General features: G+C 56.8%; 10 protein-coding genes. All 10 read left to right on the top strand.

Annotated features, from left to right (window positions below; genetic code table 11):
• The first annotated feature begins 36 nt into the window (after positions 1-36).
• A complete protein-coding gene (locus tag ABS758_RS00720; protein ID WP_350379732.1) occupies positions 37-234 on the top strand; it encodes a hypothetical protein in 198 nt (65 codons plus the stop codon).
• On the top strand, positions 231-1,733 hold the full coding sequence (locus ABS758_RS00715) for a type I restriction-modification system subunit M (RefSeq protein WP_350379730.1): 1,503 nt from the start codon (positions 231-233) through the stop codon (positions 1,731-1,733). Before ABS758_RS00720 ends, ABS758_RS00715 begins: the two co-directional genes overlap by 4 nt.
• Positions 1,721-3,253, top strand: a complete 1,533-nt coding sequence (locus ABS758_RS00710) for a type I restriction-modification system subunit M (protein ID WP_350379727.1) — start codon at positions 1,721-1,723, stop codon at positions 3,251-3,253. The genes ABS758_RS00715 and ABS758_RS00710 overlap by 13 nt, the downstream gene beginning before the upstream one ends.
• Positions 3,250-5,154 (top strand): ATP-dependent nuclease, encoded by a 1,905-nt coding sequence (locus tag ABS758_RS00705; protein WP_350379724.1) that lies wholly within the window; start codon positions 3,250-3,252, stop codon positions 5,152-5,154. The genes ABS758_RS00710 and ABS758_RS00705 overlap by 4 nt, the downstream gene beginning before the upstream one ends.
• On the top strand, positions 5,151-6,824 hold the full coding sequence (locus ABS758_RS00700; RefSeq protein ID WP_350379721.1) for a UvrD-helicase domain-containing protein: 1,674 nt from the start codon (positions 5,151-5,153) through the stop codon (positions 6,822-6,824). The genes ABS758_RS00705 and ABS758_RS00700 overlap by 4 nt, the downstream gene beginning before the upstream one ends.
• The gene (locus ABS758_RS00695) at positions 6,821-8,017 is read left to right on the top strand and encodes a restriction endonuclease subunit S (protein ID WP_350379719.1); all 1,197 of its coding nucleotides are present in this window, start codon (positions 6,821-6,823) and stop codon (positions 8,015-8,017) included. Before ABS758_RS00700 ends, ABS758_RS00695 begins: the two co-directional genes overlap by 4 nt.
• Positions 8,010-10,997 carry a type I restriction endonuclease subunit R gene (locus tag ABS758_RS00690; protein WP_350379717.1) on the top strand — a complete coding sequence of 996 codons (2,988 nt, stop codon included), beginning with the start codon at positions 8,010-8,012 and terminating at the stop codon, positions 10,995-10,997. Before ABS758_RS00695 ends, ABS758_RS00690 begins: the two co-directional genes overlap by 8 nt.
• A gap of 508 nt (positions 10,998-11,505) precedes the next feature.
• The gene (locus ABS758_RS00685; protein ID WP_350379715.1) at positions 11,506-13,215 is read left to right on the top strand and encodes an RNA-binding domain-containing protein; all 1,710 of its coding nucleotides are present in this window, start codon (positions 11,506-11,508) and stop codon (positions 13,213-13,215) included.
• 33 nt (positions 13,216-13,248) lie between these two features.
• Positions 13,249-15,144 (top strand): ATP-dependent nuclease, encoded by a 1,896-nt coding sequence (locus tag ABS758_RS00680; RefSeq protein ID WP_350379714.1) that lies wholly within the window; start codon positions 13,249-13,251, stop codon positions 15,142-15,144.
• Positions 15,141-16,874, top strand: a complete 1,734-nt coding sequence (locus ABS758_RS00675) for a UvrD-helicase domain-containing protein (protein ID WP_350379712.1) — start codon at positions 15,141-15,143, stop codon at positions 16,872-16,874. Before ABS758_RS00680 ends, ABS758_RS00675 begins: the two co-directional genes overlap by 4 nt.
• Positions 16,875-16,972: the final 98 nt, after the last annotated feature.

Here is a 16,972-nt window from a genome sequence, read left to right as displayed (position 1 = left end):
CATTGGCGCTACGTCGCCGTCACGAGATCACCGACTATGTCACGCCGCAAGGATGAGACCCTTTCTATTCGCACATCTGCTGATATCAAGCATCTTTTGAGGATGGCAGCGGAACGCGAACGGCGATCGGTTGCGTCTATGGTGGAGGTGTTGGTCCTTGAGTATGCCAAGCAACACAGTTTGATTTTCGATATGCCGCTCTATCCTCAACTGGACGAGGTGTCGTCGAAATGAATGTTGTGCCTTCAAAGATAACGGCTAGTCAGGTTGAAGGTCACCTTTGGGAATCCGCCAATATTTTGCGCGGTCCAGTAGATGCAGCTGACTTCAAAACCTACATTTTTCCGCTGCTGTTCTTCAAGCGCATCTGCGATGTCTGGGACGAGGAGTACCAGGAGATCATTGATGAGACTGGCGATGAGCAACTGGCCTGGTTTCCGGAGTCGCACCGCTTCCAGATCCCGGAAGACTGCCACTGGAACGACGTTCGCACCAAGGCCAGCAATGTTGGGGCGGTCCTTCAGCGCGCGATGCGCGAGATCGAGAAAGCCAACCCAGACACTCTGTACGGCGTGTTCGGCGATGCCCAGTGGTCAAACAAAGAGCGGCTTTCGGATGCCCTGCTCAGGGACCTGATCGAGCACTTCTCCAAACTGCCGTTTGGCAACAAGAACGTCGCTTCGGATCTGCTTGGCGACGCCTATGAGTACCTGATCAAGAAGTTCGCCGACGCCACCAACAAGAAGGCCGGCGAGTTCTACACCCCGCGCAGCGTGGTGCGGTTGATGATCGGCATGCTAGGTCCCAAGGAAGCCGAGACCATCTACGACCCGGCCTGCGGGACCGGCGGTATGTTGCTCGCAGCCGTGCAGCACGTGAAGGAACAACATGGTGACGTGAAGCGGCTTTGGGGCAAGCTGTACGGGCAAGAGAAGAACCTCACTACCTCGTCCATCGCGCGGATGAACTTGTTCCTCCACGGCATCGAGGACTTCCAGGTGGTGCGTGGCGACACGCTGCGCAACCCAGCCTTCTTCGAGGGCGACCGACTGGCCATGTTCGACTGCGTCATCGCCAACCCGCCGTTTTCGCTGGAAAAGTGGGGCGAAGATCTGTGGCTGAACGATTCCTTCGGCCGCAATTTTGCTGGCCTACCACCCTCATCCAGCGGTGACTTCGCGTGGGTGCAGCACATGGTCAAGTCGATGGCCGACGTTAGCGGTCGGATGGGCGTGGTGCTGCCCCAGGGCGCTCTGTTCCGCAAAGGTGTGGAAGGCAACATCCGCCAGAAGCTACTAGAGATGGATCTGGTCGAGGCCGTGATCGGCTTGGCGCCCAACCTGTTCTACGGCACCGGCCTGGCTGCGTGCATCCTGGTCCTGCGTAAGCGCAAGCCGGCCAAGCACAAGAAGAAGGTGCTAATCGCCGATGCCTCACGACTGTTCCGTCGGGGCCGTGCGCAAAACTATCTGGAGTCCGAGCACGCCGCCGAAATCCTCGGCTGGTATCGCGGCTTTGCCGATGTGCAGGACGCAGTCCGCGTGGTCAGCCTCGACGAGATCAAAGCCGAGGACTGGACGCTGAACATTTCGCGCTATGTGCTGCCGCCATTGCAGGAAGACATCCCACCGCTGCCCGATGCTATCGCGGCATTCAAGGACGCTCTCACCCACTGCCGTGAAGCCGAAGAGCGGCTGGCGCAGGTCATGACTGAAGGGGGATGGCTGAAATGAGTCACCCAAGAAAATGCATCAGCCAACAAGAACTCGAAAGCTATCTGTGGGGCGCCGCCGTACTTTTGCGCGGCCTCATCGACGCGGGCGACTACAAGCAGTTCATCTTCCCGCTGCTGTTCTACAAGCGCGTGTCGGATGTCTGGAACGAGGAATACCAGGCGGCGCTAGCGAATTCAGGTGGCGACCTCTCCTATGCGCAGTTTGCGGAGAACCATCGCTTCCAGATTCCTGAGGGTGCGCACTGGAACGATATACGCCAAGCACCCAAGAACGTCGGTGCTGCTATTCAGAAGGCCATGCGCGCCATCGAGACCGCCAACCCGGATCTGCTCGACGGCATCTTCGGTGATGCGCCCTGGACCAACCGCGAGCGCCTGCCCGACGAAACGCTGAAAAACCTGATCGAGCACTTCTCCACTCAGATGCTGTCGGTGGCCAATGTGCCTGAGGACGAACTCGGCAACGCATACGAGTACCTGATCAAGAAGTTCGCGGACGACTCCGGTCACACGGCGGCTGAGTTCTACACCAACCGCACTGTCGTTCACCTGATGACCCAGCTTTTGGCGCCTCAGGCGGGCGAGTCGATCTACGACCCTACCTGTGGCACCGGCGGCATGCTGATTTCGGCGCTGGACGAAGTGAAGCGCTCGGGCGGCGAATACCGCACGCTGAAGCTCTATGGGCAGGAGCGCAACCTGATTACTTCGTCCATCGCGCGCATGAACCTGTTCCTGCACGGTGTGGAGGACTTCGAAATCATCCGGGGCGACACCCTGGCCAAACCAAAGCACATCGAAGGCGACCGCTTGCGCCAGTTCGATGTGATCCTGGCCAACCCGCCATACTCCATCAAGCAGTGGAATCGCGAGGCCTGGAGCAGTGACAAGTGGGGCCGCAATTCGCTAGGAACGCCGCCGCAGGGCCGCGCCGATTACGCCTTCCAGCAGCACATCCTGACCAGCCTTACCACCAAGGGGCGTAGTGCCGTGCTCTGGCCCCACGGTGTGCTGTTCCGCAACGAAGAGCAGTCCATGCGCGTCAAGATGGTCGAGCAAGACTGGGTTGAGGCCGTCATCGGCTTAGGCCCCAACCTGTTCTACAACTCGCCAATGGAGTCGTGCATCGTCATCTGCAACCGCAAGAAATTCGCCGCTCGCAAGGGAAAGGTGATCTTCATCGACGCGGTGAACGAGGTCACCCGTGAACGGGCGCAGAGCTTCCTTAAGCCTGAGCACCAGCAGCGCATCCTAAGTGCTTTCGACGAATTTTCGGATGTGCCTAGTTTCGCTAAGGTCGCAACACTGGCCGACATTGGTGCCAATGCGGGCAACCTCTCGATCCCGCTGTACGTGAAGCGTATCTCCTCCGCCGTCACTGCGGACGGCGATGGTGAAGTGGTATCACTGCGCTCCGCTTGGGATACATGGCAAACCGAAGGGCGCGCGTTCTGGCAGCAGATGGACGCGTTGGTGGAAACACTGAATGGGCTTTCCAAGGCTGAGGACACCCAATGAAGCTTCAGATGATCCGGCTATCGAACTTCCAGTCTTTCGGTGCGGCGCCCACCGAGGTTCCGCTGGAGGAAATTACTTACCTGATCGGGCCCAATGGATCTGGCAAAACCGCCGCGCTTCAGGCCTTGTGTCGGCTCTTCGCCTTTGATCCATCACTGCGACAAATCCTGCGCTCGGACTTTCATGTCCTATTCGATGAGGAGGCGCCACCGGCTGAGCGCCAGCTATGGATCGAGGCTGACTTTCTGTTCCCAGAACTCGAAGACGACGCGGACAACAGCACGGTTGCGCCTCATTTCGGACACATGCGCCTCGACGAAGTCGACGGCACGCCGCGCGTGCGTTTCCGCCTCAACGCCACCATGGGGTTGGATGGGGACATCGAGGAAAGCATGCTCTATGTGCTGGACATCAATGCTGATGGCTCGCCACTGACCACCGCTCAAGTACACCGATCTGAACGCAACCATATCCGCGTTCACTACCTGCCCGCACGCCGTGATCCCGCTGATCACATTGCCTATGGCGCCAATGCATTGCTGGGACGCATGCTGCGTGCGGTGAACTGGGATTCAGAGCGAAGTGTCATCAAGGGTCTGACCGATCAAATTAGCGACAGCTTGGCGGCCAATCCATCAATCAATGCGTTCAGCATAAGTTTGAAAACGGCATGGAGTGCTTTGCACAAGGGAAGCTTCTTCGCCGACCCCAAGCTCACTTTTGTTGCGTCTGAGATCGAGGCCTTGCTGCGGCACATGTCGGTGTCTTTCACACCAGGCCATGACGAGCAGTTGGTCGATTTCTCGCGGTTGAGCGACGGCCAGAAGTCGATGCTGTATCTGTCGCTCGTGCTGTCCTCGCAAGCCATCAGTCGCGCTGTCCTGGCTGAAGATGACAATTCATTCGACGCAGACAAGCTGCGCCCGCCCGTGTTTACGGTGGTGGCGGTCGAAGAGCCAGAAAACAGCCTCTCGCCGCACTACCTTGGGCGGATCGTCAATGCGCTCAACGAGATGACCAACTATGGTGACGCACAAGCACTGATTGCGACCCATGCGCCGTCGATGCTGCGGCGCGTCCCCCCGGAACGTATCCGCTATCTGCGGCTGACCCAGGAGCGGACATCGCGTGTCACGCACATTCAACTGCCGGAAAGCACGGACGAAGCGCACAAATTCGTGCGTGAAGCCGTCCAGGCTTTTCCCGAGATCTATTTTTCGCGCCTTGTAGTTCTCGGCGAAGGTGATAGCGAAGAAATTGTGTTGCCACGTCTCCTTCAGGCCAAAGGCGCGCCCGTTGATGAGTCCGCCGTCACGATTGCGCCTTTGGGAGGTAGGCATGTCAACCACTTCTGGCGCCTTCTTTCCGCCCTGCAAATTCCTTATCTGACATTGCTTGATCTGGATGTGGCGCGCTACCAAGCTGGATGGGGACGGATCAAGTACGTGAATGACCAGCTCGAAAAGTATCGGCCAGAACAGAAGTTACCGAAGGATCACGTCATTCCAAAATGGGACTCAATAAAGGGCTTGGTCCGCGACTACGACCATTACCTTGATCTGCTTGAGGATCGAGATGTGTACTTCTCATACCCCATGGATCTAGATTTCGCTATGTTGCTTGCATATCCCGATGCGTATGGGGTGGCAGAGGAAGATCCCGAGGAATCAACGATCAAAGCTGTCTTGGGTAAAAGTCACCACGACGCAAGCCAGTACAGCGAAGACGAACAAAAACTATTCAACTCCTACCATCAGCGCTTCAAGCTTGGTAGCAAACCCGCAGCCCATATTGATGCGCTGGCTCAGCTGACTGATGAAGAATTGCTGACTGGCATGCCAGTATCGCTGAACAGATTGGTTGATGCCGTCATCGCCAAGCTCGGGGAGTTGCCGGAGTGATTGCGGTCGATGCCTGGAAGCCTGCAGATGGGTTGACCCTTGAACCGAATGCATTACTGGCAGCCAGGGAGCGGGCGCGCAGCCTCGCGCTGACAGCAGGCCCAGGAGCGGGTAAAACTGAAATGCTTGCGCAGCGGGCAGACTTCCTGCTGTGCACGGGCACTTGTCGTTACCCCAAACGGATTCTGGCCATTTCGTTCAAGGTTGATGCCAGTAGCAACCTGAAAGAGCGTGTCAAGCGCCGCTGTGGTTCAGAACTTGCCATGCGGTTTGATAGCTATACCTTCCACGCGTTTGCCAAGCGCATCATTGATCGTTTCCGTCCGGTGCTGACGGGCGAGTATGCGCTGGATGTTGGGTACAAAATTGCAGATCGAAAGCCTGCTCCATCACGGACCTTGATCGAGTTTTCCGATCTGGTGCCGTTTGCGATCCAGATTCTGCGGCAGTCTGCAGTCGCGCGGAACGCCATCCGTCAAACCTACAGCGACGTGTTCCTCGACGAATTCCAGGACTGTACCAACCTGCAGTACGAGCTGCTCAAGCTCGCTTTTCAAGGTACGAACATTCGCTTGACAGCTGTGGGTGACACCAAACAGAAGATCATGGGTTGGGCGGGAGCAATGGACGGCATCTTTCAGGCTTTCGTTGCCGATTTTGCCGCTGCTCCGCTCAATATGTACCGCAACTTTCGCTCAAAGCCGCGACTGTTGCGTCTGCAAAACGAGATCATTCGCAAGCTTGACCCATCTTCTGTCATGCCCGATGAGCAGCTTGCCGGCGACGAAGGCGAGATATTTGCGTGGCGCTTCGAAGACAGCTGCAAGGAGGCTGATTACCTAGCGGACCTGATTGCAGGCTGGATAAAGACCGAGCAGCTGCCTCCTGCGGAAATCGCGGTCCTGATTCGTAATCAGCTCGACCTGTACGCCGATCATCTGATGGCGGCATTGGAGGCACGTGGCATCCCCTTCCGTAACGAGCAGCAGATGCAGGACATCACGGTCGAGCCGGCTGCACGTTTGATTGTGGACTATCTGTCCTGCCTATATGGTCAGCGCGAGCCCAAGGCCTGGATTCGGCTCATGAATCAGCTCATCCCGTTTGCTGATGAAGAGATTCAGTCAAACGCGCGCAAGGACCTTGATCGGCTCGTCAAGCAGCAACGAAAAGAGATAGCCATTGCCGAGCTGGTCGACGAGCCTTTCGCTGGCTGGTGGGAGTTTGTCCGAGCATTCCTGAAGCAAGTCAGTGTCGAAACACTGGTGTCGCTTTCCCCAGACTACGAGTCACACGATCGGTTGAAACAGGTTGTCCGGGATACCAAGGCCAGGATCGAAGAGTTGCTGAAGCTAGAACCTGATTTGGCCAAAGCCCTTGAGCGGTTCTCAGACGACCAAGCGGTGCGGATACTAACCATTCATAAGAGCAAGGGTCTTGAATTCGATTCAGTCATCATCATGGCTGTCGAAAACGAAATTTTCTTTGGTAATCAGGATGAAAACCGATGCGCCTATTTCGTCGGGGTTTCTCGTGCCAAGAAACGTTTGGTCCTTACGCATACCGATCAACGGGAGCGTCCTGTTGGACATACGAGGCGTTGGGATGTGCGGCGCACGGCTCAAAAGGAATACTTCGGCTATGCCGCACCGTTTGTGAGACAAGAATGATGAACAATAAGGAATTAAAACCAGGCTGGCGTCGGGTGAAATTCGGCGACGTGGTGCGCCTCTCGAAAGCACGCAGTCAAGATCCGTTGGCCGATGGCATTGAACGCTACGTCGGCCTGGAGCATCTCGAACCCGGTGACTTGCGTATTCGCCGTTGGGGCAGCGTCGCTGACGGCGTGACCTTCACCAGCGTGCTTCAACCTGGGCAGGTGCTGTTCGGCAAGCGACGTGCTTACCAGCGCAAGGTGGCTGTGGCGGATTTCTCTGGGGTGTGCTCCGGTGACATCTATGTGTTGGAGACCAAGGACGCGCAGGTTTTGCTGCCAGAGCTGCTGCCCTTCATTTGCCAGACCGACGCCTTTTTTGATCACGCGGTGAGTACGTCGGCTGGCTCGTTGAGCCCCCGCACCAACTGGACGAGTTTGGCGGTCTTCGAGTTTGCATTGCCGCCGCTGGATGAGCAGGCGTCACTTGTAAGTCTGCTCCGTACCGCGACTGATGCCAGTCAAGCTCAAGAGCACAGCATCAAAGCAGCGGAGTGTTTGCTCCAGTCATTCAAGAACGAGGCGATTGGAAATAACACTGCGGGCGTCGCCAAGAATGTCCTCCTCGGCGAGGTACTGCTGGGGTCCCCAGATAGCGGATGCAGTGCTCCTCCAAGAGAGGCTGGCACTGGCTATTTCGTCTTGGGACTTGCTGCGCTATCGCGGCATGGTTACGTGACTGGCGACTTCAAGCCCGTGGAGCCAACCAGCAAAATGCTTTCAGCAAAGCTGTCAAAAGGTGATTTGCTCATTTCGCGTTCCAACACACCAGACAGAGTTGGCTACGTCGGAATTTTTGATGATGAACGAGATGATGTGTCGTTCCCAGACACGATGATGAGGCTGAAACCGAATCCGGACGTCATTGATCCAATTTACCTAGAGGCCGTACTTCAGACCACTTCCTCCCGCGAATTTCTGATGCGAATTGCTGCGGGAACAAGTGCGAGCATGAAGAAAATTAACCGTGCCAATTTGCTGAAAATGCCCTTCAGGCTTCCGAAGCTTGATGCTCAGCGTGCTGCACGTGAGCAACTACACGACCTAAGAGCAGCAGTGGTCCTGCAGCGCGAACGAATGGCTGCAACACGTTCGCTCATTACACAAATATCTGCGGCAGCGTTCGCTGGGGGGCGAACAAATGTTTAACGAGGCTAATACTGTCGAAGCCTACGTCCGCGATCTGCTCGCTGGCCCTATCAAGGCCGTCCCGGCCAACACTGTCCAGGAACCTCAAGCCAGCTACGGTCCCAGCCCCAAAGGCATCGGCTGGCGCTACGCTGCTCCGGCTGAGGTGCCGCGCCAGATTCAGGAAGTGCTGGTTGAACCCTGGCTGCGTGATGCACTGATTCGCCTGAACCCGGAAATCGCTGCTGCCCCGGACCGCGCAGATGAAGTGCTCCACAAACTGCGGGCCATTGTGCTCTCGGTGCGCTCGGATGGGCTGATCCGCGCCAACGAGGAAATGACCGCCTGGATGCGCGGTGAGCGCTCTATGCCCTTCGGTCACAACAACGAGCATGTGCCGGTGCGGTTGATCGACCTGGATGATCTGGCGCAGAACCAGTACATCGTCACCCAGCAGTTCATCTACCGCGCGGGCCCTACCGAACGCCGCGCTGATCTGGTGCTGTTAGTGAATGGTCTGCCGTTGGCGCTGATCGAGGCCAAGACGCCGGTCAAGAAGTGCATCAGCTGGGTCGATGGTGCGGTGCAGGTGCACGACGACTACGAGAAGTTCGTGCCAGAACTGTTCGTTTGCAATGTGTTCTCTGTGGCCACCGAGGGCAAGGCCTACCGCTATGGTTCCATCGGCCTGCCCGTCAAGGACTGGGGGCCGTGGCATCTGGATGACAACGGGGAGGATGGTCAGCATCACCCGCTGAAATCCCTCAAGCTGTCAGCCGAGAGCATGTTGCGCCCGCAGATGATGCTGGACATCCTCAGCAATTTCACCCTGTTCGCCACCAACAAGAAAAAGCAGCGCATCAAGATCATCTGTCGCTACCAGCAGTATGAAGCGGCCAACAAGATCGTGGAGCGTGTGCTGGCGGGCACCCCCAAGAAGGGTTTGATTTGGCATTTTCAGGGCTCTGGCAAATCGCTGCTGATGGTGTTTGCAGCGCAGAAGCTGCGTATGCACGCCGGGCTGAAGAACCCCACGGTGCTAATCGTGGTGGATCGCATTGACCTGGACAGCCAGATTACCGGCACCTTTACCGGCGCGGACATCCCCAATCTGGAAAAGGCTGACAGCCGCGAGAAGCTGCAGCAACTCCTGGCGCAGGACGTGCGCAAGATCATCATCACCACCATCTTCAAGTTTGGTGAGGCCACGGGTGCGCTGAACGAGCGCAGCAACATCATCGCCCTGGTGGACGAGGCCCACCGCACCCAGGAAGGCGACCTGGGCCGCAAGATGCGCGAGGCCCTGCCCAACGCGTTTTTGTTTGGCCTGACCGGCACGCCGATCAACCGTGCCGACCGCAACACCTTCTACGCCTTCGGCGCCGACGAAGACGAGAAAGGCTACATGAGCCGGTACGGCTTCGAGGAGTCGATCCGCGACGGTGCTACGCTGCAACTGCACTTTGAGCCGCGCCTGATTGACCTGCATATCGACAAGACGGCGCTGGATGCTGCGTACAAAAATTTGACCGGCGGCCTGTCTGACCTGGATAAAGACAACCTGTCCAAGACCGCCGCCAAGATGGCGGTGCTGGTGAAAACGCCCGAGCGCATCCGCAAGATCTGCGAGGACATCGTCGAGCACTATCAGACCAAGGTGGAACCCAACGGCTTCAAGGGGCAGATCGTCACCTTCGACCGGGAGTCCTGCCTGCTGTTCAAGGCCGAGCTGGACAAACTGCTGCCGCCCGAGGCTACAGACATTGTCATGTCGGTGCAGGCGTCTGACAAGAAGGAGCACCCAGAGTACGCGCCCTACGACCGAAGCCGCGACGCAGAAGAGCGACTGCTCGATCGCTTCCGCGACCCGATCGACCCGCTGAAGCTGATCATCGTCACGGCCAAGCTGCTGACCGGCTTCGACGCGCCGATCCTGCAGGCCATGTACCTGGACAAGCCGTTGCGTGACCACACGCTGCTGCAGGCCATCTGCCGGGTGAACCGTACTTACTCCGAGCAGAAGACCCACGGCCTGATCGTCGACTACCTAGGCATCTTCGATGACGTGGCAGCAGCGCTGGAATTCGACGACCAGAGCGTCAAGCAGGTGGTCAGCAACATCCAGGAGTTGAAGGACGAGCTGCCTGAGGCGATGCAGAAATGCCTGGCGTTCTTCGCCGGCTGCGACCGCAGCTTGCAAGGCTACGAGGGCCTGATCGCTGCGCAGCAGCGCCTGCCCAACGATGAGGTGCGAGACAACTTTGCCGCCAAGTACAGCGTGCTCAACAAGATCTGGGAGGCGCTGTCACCGGACACCGTACTGGGCCCCTTCGAGAAGGACTACAAGTGGCTGTCTCAGGTGTACCAGTCGGTGCAGCCCTCCAGTGGCCAGGGCAAGCTGATCTGGCATTCGCTGGGCGCAAAAACCATCGAGCTGATCCACCAGAACGTGCATGTCGACGCCGTGCGGGATGACCTCGACACCTTGGTGCTGGACGCTGATCTGCTGGAAGCGGTGCTGTCGAACCCAGACCCGAAGAAGGCCAAGGAGATCGAGATCAAGCTCAAGTGCCGGCTGCGCGGGCATGGCGGCAACCCCAAGTTCAAGAAGCTGTCGGAACGGCTTGATGCGCTGAAGGACCGCTTCGAATCCGGTCAGATCAACAGCGTCGAGTTTCTGAAGCAGTTGCTGGAGATCGCCAAGGAGACGCTGCAGGCCGAGAAGGCGGTCCCGCCCGAAGAGGACGAGGATCGCGGCAAGGCGGCGCTGACCGAACTGTTCAATGAAGTGAAGACCGCCGAGACGCCCATCATGGTCGAGCGCGTGGTGGCGGATATCGACGAGATCGTGCGCCTCGTCCGCTTCCCGGGCTGGCAAGGCACGCAGGCCGGCGAGCGTGAGGTCAAGAAGGCGCTACGAAAGGCTCTCTTCAAATACAAGCTGCATGCGGATGAAGAGCTGTTCGAGAAGGCCTACAGCTACATTCGACAGTATTACTGATAGTGATAGGGATATACGGCGCTGATCTGAGAGTAATTTATAGAAAGCAAAAAGAGAGGCGCCCAGTGTCACGTTACAGTATACGTTTCTACGCAATGTCGACATCATGTTTTGACGTTATAAGCACGCGGTGTGCCCAAATTTGCTACATCTTGGTGACAGGGGCATCGCGGACTGGTGTCATAGTTCTATCACGGTGTGAACAGTATCTTCAGATGGACGCAGCTAAGATTTCTCCTGTCCCCAAAGGGTTTTCTACATTCTTTGTGCTGCTGCGCCAGAGCACAAAGAATGTGGCCGCTGCGCTGGATTTCGGTAGAAATCAGGGGCTGCGGCTTGGGGACAATCAGATGACAGATGCGTCCATCCTCTCTGATTGGCATCGAGTTGCGGCCACGTGCCGCGCATGGTGCTGCCAGGCAAAAGATGTCCAACAGCGTGTTGGACAATTTGCATTCATGGCTACTATGAATGCAGACACAAAATATCCATTGATGGGGGGCCATTCATGCGTTCCGTAGCCCAGATAGAAGCCCTGCTGCCAGAGTTGGAACTGTGCGTTGCGGATGACCTGGAAGACCAGGATCTCGACTTCAAGCAATGGGACACGCAAAGCCGAGACAAGGCTGTGAGGACCTTGGTGCAAATGGCCGTGTGCATGGCCAATGGTGGCGGTGGCACAGTTGTGTTTGGTGTTGCTGATCGGGTGAAGGGGCGCGGTAGGGCGATTCTGGGTGTTCCACCGGAAATTGACACCAATATGCTCAAGGCGGCGGTCTACGATCAGACTGATCCGAAAATCATGCCTGTGTTTGAAGAGTTGCCGGTGTCGGAGGGCACCGGGCGCCTGTTTTTGATGCAGATTCATCCAGGCATGCCACCCTATACCGATAGCGCCGGCAAAGGCACCATCCGAATCGGTAAGGATTGCCAGCCTCTGACCGGTACACTGCGCCGCAAGATTGGCGTGGAAACGGGCGAGTCAGACTATACCGGCCAGCTTGTTGCTGAAGCCAATCCTCGGTTTCTGTCGGCGACTGCGCTGGAGGCCTTGCGGAATCAGGCGCGTCGGGAACGCGCACCCGATGAGCTTCTCGGGCTAGGTGATATAGAGCTTTTGCGTACCCTGGGTCTGATCAAGAACGGCAGCTTGACCCGAGCAGCGCTGCTCTTGGCGGGAACGGAGGAGGCGATTCGCGAACACGTGCCCGGCCACGGATGGACCTTTTTGCACATGGCCTCCGATACCGATTACGCCAATCGTGAAGACCGTGTCAGTGCGTTGCCCCTGGCGGTGCAGCGGCTGGAAGAGCTACTGTTGCCGTTCAACCCGATCACGACCTACAAGCAGGGCCTGTTCCACTACGAATATCGCACCTGGCCAGAAATTGCCTTGCGCGAGGCGCTGATGAACGCATTTTGTCACGCGGATCTGCGGATTGCGGGGCCGGTGATGGTAAAGCTGTACCGTGACCGGCTAGAGATCAGCAACAATGGCGGGTTTATCGCAGGTATTACGCCCGAGAATATCCTGCACCATCAGCCTGCGGCCCGGAATCCCTTGCTGGTAGAGGCGCTCACCCGCTTGCGCTTGGTCAACCGCAGCAATCTCGGCATCAACCGAATGTTTTCATCGTTGCTAGTGGAAGGCAAGGAGCCACCGGTGATTCGCGAGATCGGTGATTCTGTACTGATCAGTTTTGCCAAGCGGGAGTTCGATGCTGCCATGCGTCTTTTTGTCGCTGAAGAAGCGGAGAAAGGCCGGATCCTGGGCGTGGATGAACTGCTGTTGTTGGGCCACTTGCGCCAGCATCCCGAGGTAGATACCGCAGCGGCCGCAGTTTTGTGCCAGCGTAGTGAAGCCGAAATCCGGGAACGTTTGTCCGGCATGGAATCCAATGGCTATGTCGAGCATGGGGGCACGGGCAGAGGGGCTTATTGGTGTCTGTCACCGGCGCTGTATCGCCGATTGAAGGGCGATGGGCAGGGCGAGAAACGCCGTCGTATCGATTGGGACGCGGCCAAGGTTCGTGTGCTTAGCATCCTGATGGAGCGTGCCAGGCGGGGTGAGCCTGGTTTGAGCAACCAGGAAATCCGGCAGATTACGCGCTATGATCGTAACCAAGTATATCGTTTGATGACGGAGCTTCGCCATGAAAACCCAGGGGTGCAGCCGCCAGGGCGAGGCCAAGGAGCTCGGCATGTATTCAAGCAATGATGGTTTTTATGCGCGCGAGCATTCAAATGAGCATTGATTTCGATTAATGCTTGTTTCAATGCTCAGATATCATTGGCGAGCTTAAGCGAACATGAGGAAGCCATGTATCTCGAGAAACTCACACTGGAGAATTTTCGATCTTTTGAGCATGCGGAAATTCCGCTTTGTAGAGACTTGACGATTCTGGTTGGGGAGAACAATGGCGGCAAGAGCAATGCGATAGATGCCATCCGCTTGTTGACCATGCCTCTTGGCGGTCGGCGTGAGTTGTACTGTGAGCCTACAGATATTCGGTTTGGCGGCGTAGATCGTAAGTTCGAAATTATAGGAAACTTTACTGATCTTAGCCCTGGGCAACAGGGGCGTCTGATCACTGCAGCATCAGATCAGGCAATCTCCGGGTGTGTCTTTGGCTTGAAGTACGATGAGAGCGCTGGACGTTTTCCAGTTCGTCCAGTGCTGTGGAGCGGGCAGCACCAAGGCGTGCCGGAGGCTGGTAGCCACGACATGATTCGGCATGTGTACTTGCCCCCGCTCCGTGATGCGAAACGGGCACTTGCATCTGGAAACCCAACGCGTATTTACGCGCTCCTGAACCACTTTCTCGATGGCGGGGACCCGGAAGCGCTTGCAAAAGCACTACGTCGGAATTCCGATGCAGATATCCTCGAAAAAGTCAGTGGGGCGGTAGAGGTTGGATTGAGCTCGCTTACGGCGGGCGTGCGCAGGCAGGCCGCTGCACTTGGTTTTGCCAACAATGAGAAGTTAATCGATATCGCGCGAGATCTGCGATTCAAGCTCGCAGATCATGGTGTCGAGCCGGAGGATCTTCGTTATTCGGGCAATGGGTATGTAAACCTGCTTTACATGGCAACGATCGCTGTTGAACTGGAAAAGGTCAATGACGCGGATCTGACCATATTCCTGGTTGAGGAACCAGAAGCCCACCTACACCCACAGCTCCAGGCCGCAGTGTTGAGTTTCTTAGAGGAGCAGGCCGAGAAGTCTCGGCAAGCAAACTTGCGCCAGGATGGTCCTGCTGGCGAGTTGCAGGTCATAGTCGCAACTCACTCCCCGAACTTGTCGGCGTGGGTGGAAAGCACACAGCTCGTTTTCTTCCGTGCTGCTCAAGCAAATCCCCCGAGGCGTGCTGAAATGGTGACCTCCGATGATGTTGTTGCCATGTCTGCTGTCGATGGTACGGCATCTAACTTCTCTTCGCGGCGGGTAACGCGATGCATTCCATTGGCTGAGCTAGCCCTCGACGATGTCGAGCGTCGCAAGGTGGATCGCTACCTTGATGTGACCAAATCGGCACTACTGTTCGGTGGTCGTGTGCTTCTTGTGGAAGGGATCGCGGAAGCTTTGCTATTACCTGTCCTTGCTAAGAAATTTGTTCTCAGGGATGACGTGGAAAAACTGAGACGTTTCCGATCGGCTGTGTTCGTCCCGATTGATGGCGTGGATTTCGAGCCGTACGTCAAGTTACTCCTAACCTCTGTTCAGGGCGTGTGTATCGCGGACAGACTGGTCGTGCTGACTGATGGAGATGGCTTCAACCTAGCGGCCGGTGCTGTTTCGCCAGGCGCGCTACGGAAGAACAGCCTGGATGCAGTCGTCGCCCGCCTGGGTGCATCTGACATCTTCGAGGTTGTGATAAACGATTATTCACTGGAGACTGAGCTGGTCAGGAACGGGAATGGGGCGTTGATGAAGGACTCCTACCTGAAGCTACATCCCCGTTCTGGAGAAAAATGGGATGACGCAGTGGCTCTTACCGGAGATGCCCAAGCTGCAGCGATTCAGAAACTGTTCGAAACAACGCGCAAGGGTGATTTTGCTCAGTTGTTGGCGGAGGATATCGGTAGGGGGCAGGAGTTCCTTGTGCCTGACTATCTTCAACGTGCAATCAACTCCCTGGCTGCATGAGTATTGAGATTTTCCGACCAACGGAGCAGCAGGCGCGAGTCATCGCGTATGAAGGCTCCGCGTTCATCTCCGCCTGCCCAGGTGCAGGGAAGACCCGCGTACTCGTTGAGCGAGCTCGTCGCCTTCTTGCTGATCGGGTAAAGGGGAAAGGTGTCGCGTTTCTATCGTTCACGACTGCAGCGATATCTGAGCTGGAGACACGCTTGCAGCGGGAAGGGCTAATTGAGGCACCATCGTTTCCCCACTTCATTGGCACGTTCGACGCGTTCCTGTGGCAATACCTGATCGCCCCATTTGGCGGCACCCCAGGATGCTCCGTACGGCCTCGCCTGATCCCGGATAAGAAAGACTGGCTCGTGCAGCCTTTTGCGGGTGCACAGGCGCTACCGCTAAGCTGTTTCGATCGTGCGACAGGTGACTCTATTGAACGCTCGGTCGCTCGGCTAGGATTCAAGGGGCAGATCGCGGCCTATGAAACAATAGCTCGGACGGTCCGTGCGCGTTTCCTCAAACGGGGGGAACTGGATTTCGATGATGCGCGTGAGATATCCCTTGTTCGACTACGGGACCAGACATCATCGGCGATCTTGTCCAGAGCGCTAGCCGCTCGTTTTCGAGAGTTGGTTGTCGATGAGGCGCAGGACTGTAATCCGTTAGACTTGGAGATTATCGCGTGGTTACGCGATGCTGGCATACCGGTCAAGGTGATTTGTGATCCAAATCAGGCGATCTACGGATTCCGAGGAAGCGTGACTGATGAATTAGCTGACTTCGCTCAAGGCTTTCAAGAGAGTGCGCGCCTTGCTTTGACTGGGAATTTTCGATCCAGCGCACATATTTCGAGAGCGGTTGCTGCTTTTCGCGTCCGAGGGGTGAGCGGTGGTATTGATGATGCTATTGGTGAGTACAAGGACGAAACGGTTGCAGTTCAGGTGCTCTCGTATTCTGGGAAGAGTGTTCCCAATGTAGTTGGTGCTAGGTTTCGGGAACTGACGACGTCCATGGGGTTTGATGCGCGCCAGTGCCCGGTGTTGGCCGCCACGAGACGAACGGGTGCGAACGCGTTAGGATACCCAGCCGACAGCGGCGTAAGGAATCTCAGCTATCGGTTGGCAATGGCCGTCAGCAATTACCACTTCTCGTTCGAGCTGGGCGGCAGGAAGGAGGCGCTCGAGAATCTTCACAAGATTCTGCTGGAATTGGAAGGTCGCGCAGTCGGGAAAACCTACCATCAATATATAGCTGAATTGGGGTTGACACCTGGTGCCTGGCGTCCACATGTGCTGCAAGTCGCCGAAGCCTTGCGATTCGATCCGGTGCGCTTCGCTACAGCAGATGCCTGGCTTGCGTATGCCCGTCAACTGCTCGCGCCGTGTTTGCCCGCTGATAGTGAACAAACCATCAGTCAACGTTTGCGCCGGAATGAGGATCTTGCCAATGCGTTGATCAACGCCCCCCGCACGGGGCATGCCGCCCACACTATCCACAGCGTGAAGGGAATGGAGTTTCCCGCGGTTTGTGTTGTGCTATCACCGGCCACGGCGAAGAGCATCATGGACTCACTTGTTGATCAGATGGGGGCGGCTGATAATGAAGAAGTTCGCAAAATTTATGTTGGTGTCTCGCGTGCGCAGAGGTTACTGGTGATCGCGACCCCCAAATCTCAGGCCAGGCGTCTGGTGAGTTTGCTGCAATCGACGGGTGCTGAAGTTTCCGTCGAGAACCTGTGACGGACCAACGACGTCCTGTGTAAATGGCTGTGTAAGCATTAGAGATGAGGTTCTGCCTGGATCCCGTTATTCAGAATCTGCTGCCAAGCACGCCAAGG

The organism is Castellaniella sp. FW104-7C03, assembly GCF_040276085.1.
Classification (GTDB): Bacteria; Pseudomonadota; Gammaproteobacteria; order Burkholderiales; family Burkholderiaceae_B; genus Castellaniella.
This window is presented reverse-complemented; position numbering and strand designations above follow the sequence as displayed.

Excerpts from the sequence above, each read along its gene's own strand:
- ABS758_RS00720 (WP_350379732.1), top strand. The coding sequence starts at position 37 with ATGTCACGCCGCAAGGATGAGACCCTTTCTATTCGCACATCTGCTGAT.
- ABS758_RS00715 (WP_350379730.1), top strand. The coding sequence starts at position 231 with ATGAATGTTGTGCCTTCAAAGATAACGGCTAGTCAGGTTGAAGGTCAC.
- ABS758_RS00710 (WP_350379727.1), top strand. The coding sequence starts at position 1,721 with ATGGCTGAAATGAGTCACCCAAGAAAATGCATCAGCCAACAAGAACTC.
- ABS758_RS00705 (WP_350379724.1), top strand. The coding sequence starts at position 3,250 with ATGAAGCTTCAGATGATCCGGCTATCGAACTTCCAGTCTTTCGGTGCG.
- ABS758_RS00695 (WP_350379719.1), top strand. The coding sequence starts at position 6,821 with ATGATGAACAATAAGGAATTAAAACCAGGCTGGCGTCGGGTGAAATTC.
- ABS758_RS00690 (WP_350379717.1), top strand. The coding sequence starts at position 8,010 with ATGTTTAACGAGGCTAATACTGTCGAAGCCTACGTCCGCGATCTGCTC.
- ABS758_RS00685 (WP_350379715.1), top strand. The coding sequence starts at position 11,506 with ATGCGTTCCGTAGCCCAGATAGAAGCCCTGCTGCCAGAGTTGGAACTG.
- ABS758_RS00675 (WP_350379712.1), top strand. The coding sequence starts at position 15,141 with ATGAGTATTGAGATTTTCCGACCAACGGAGCAGCAGGCGCGAGTCATC.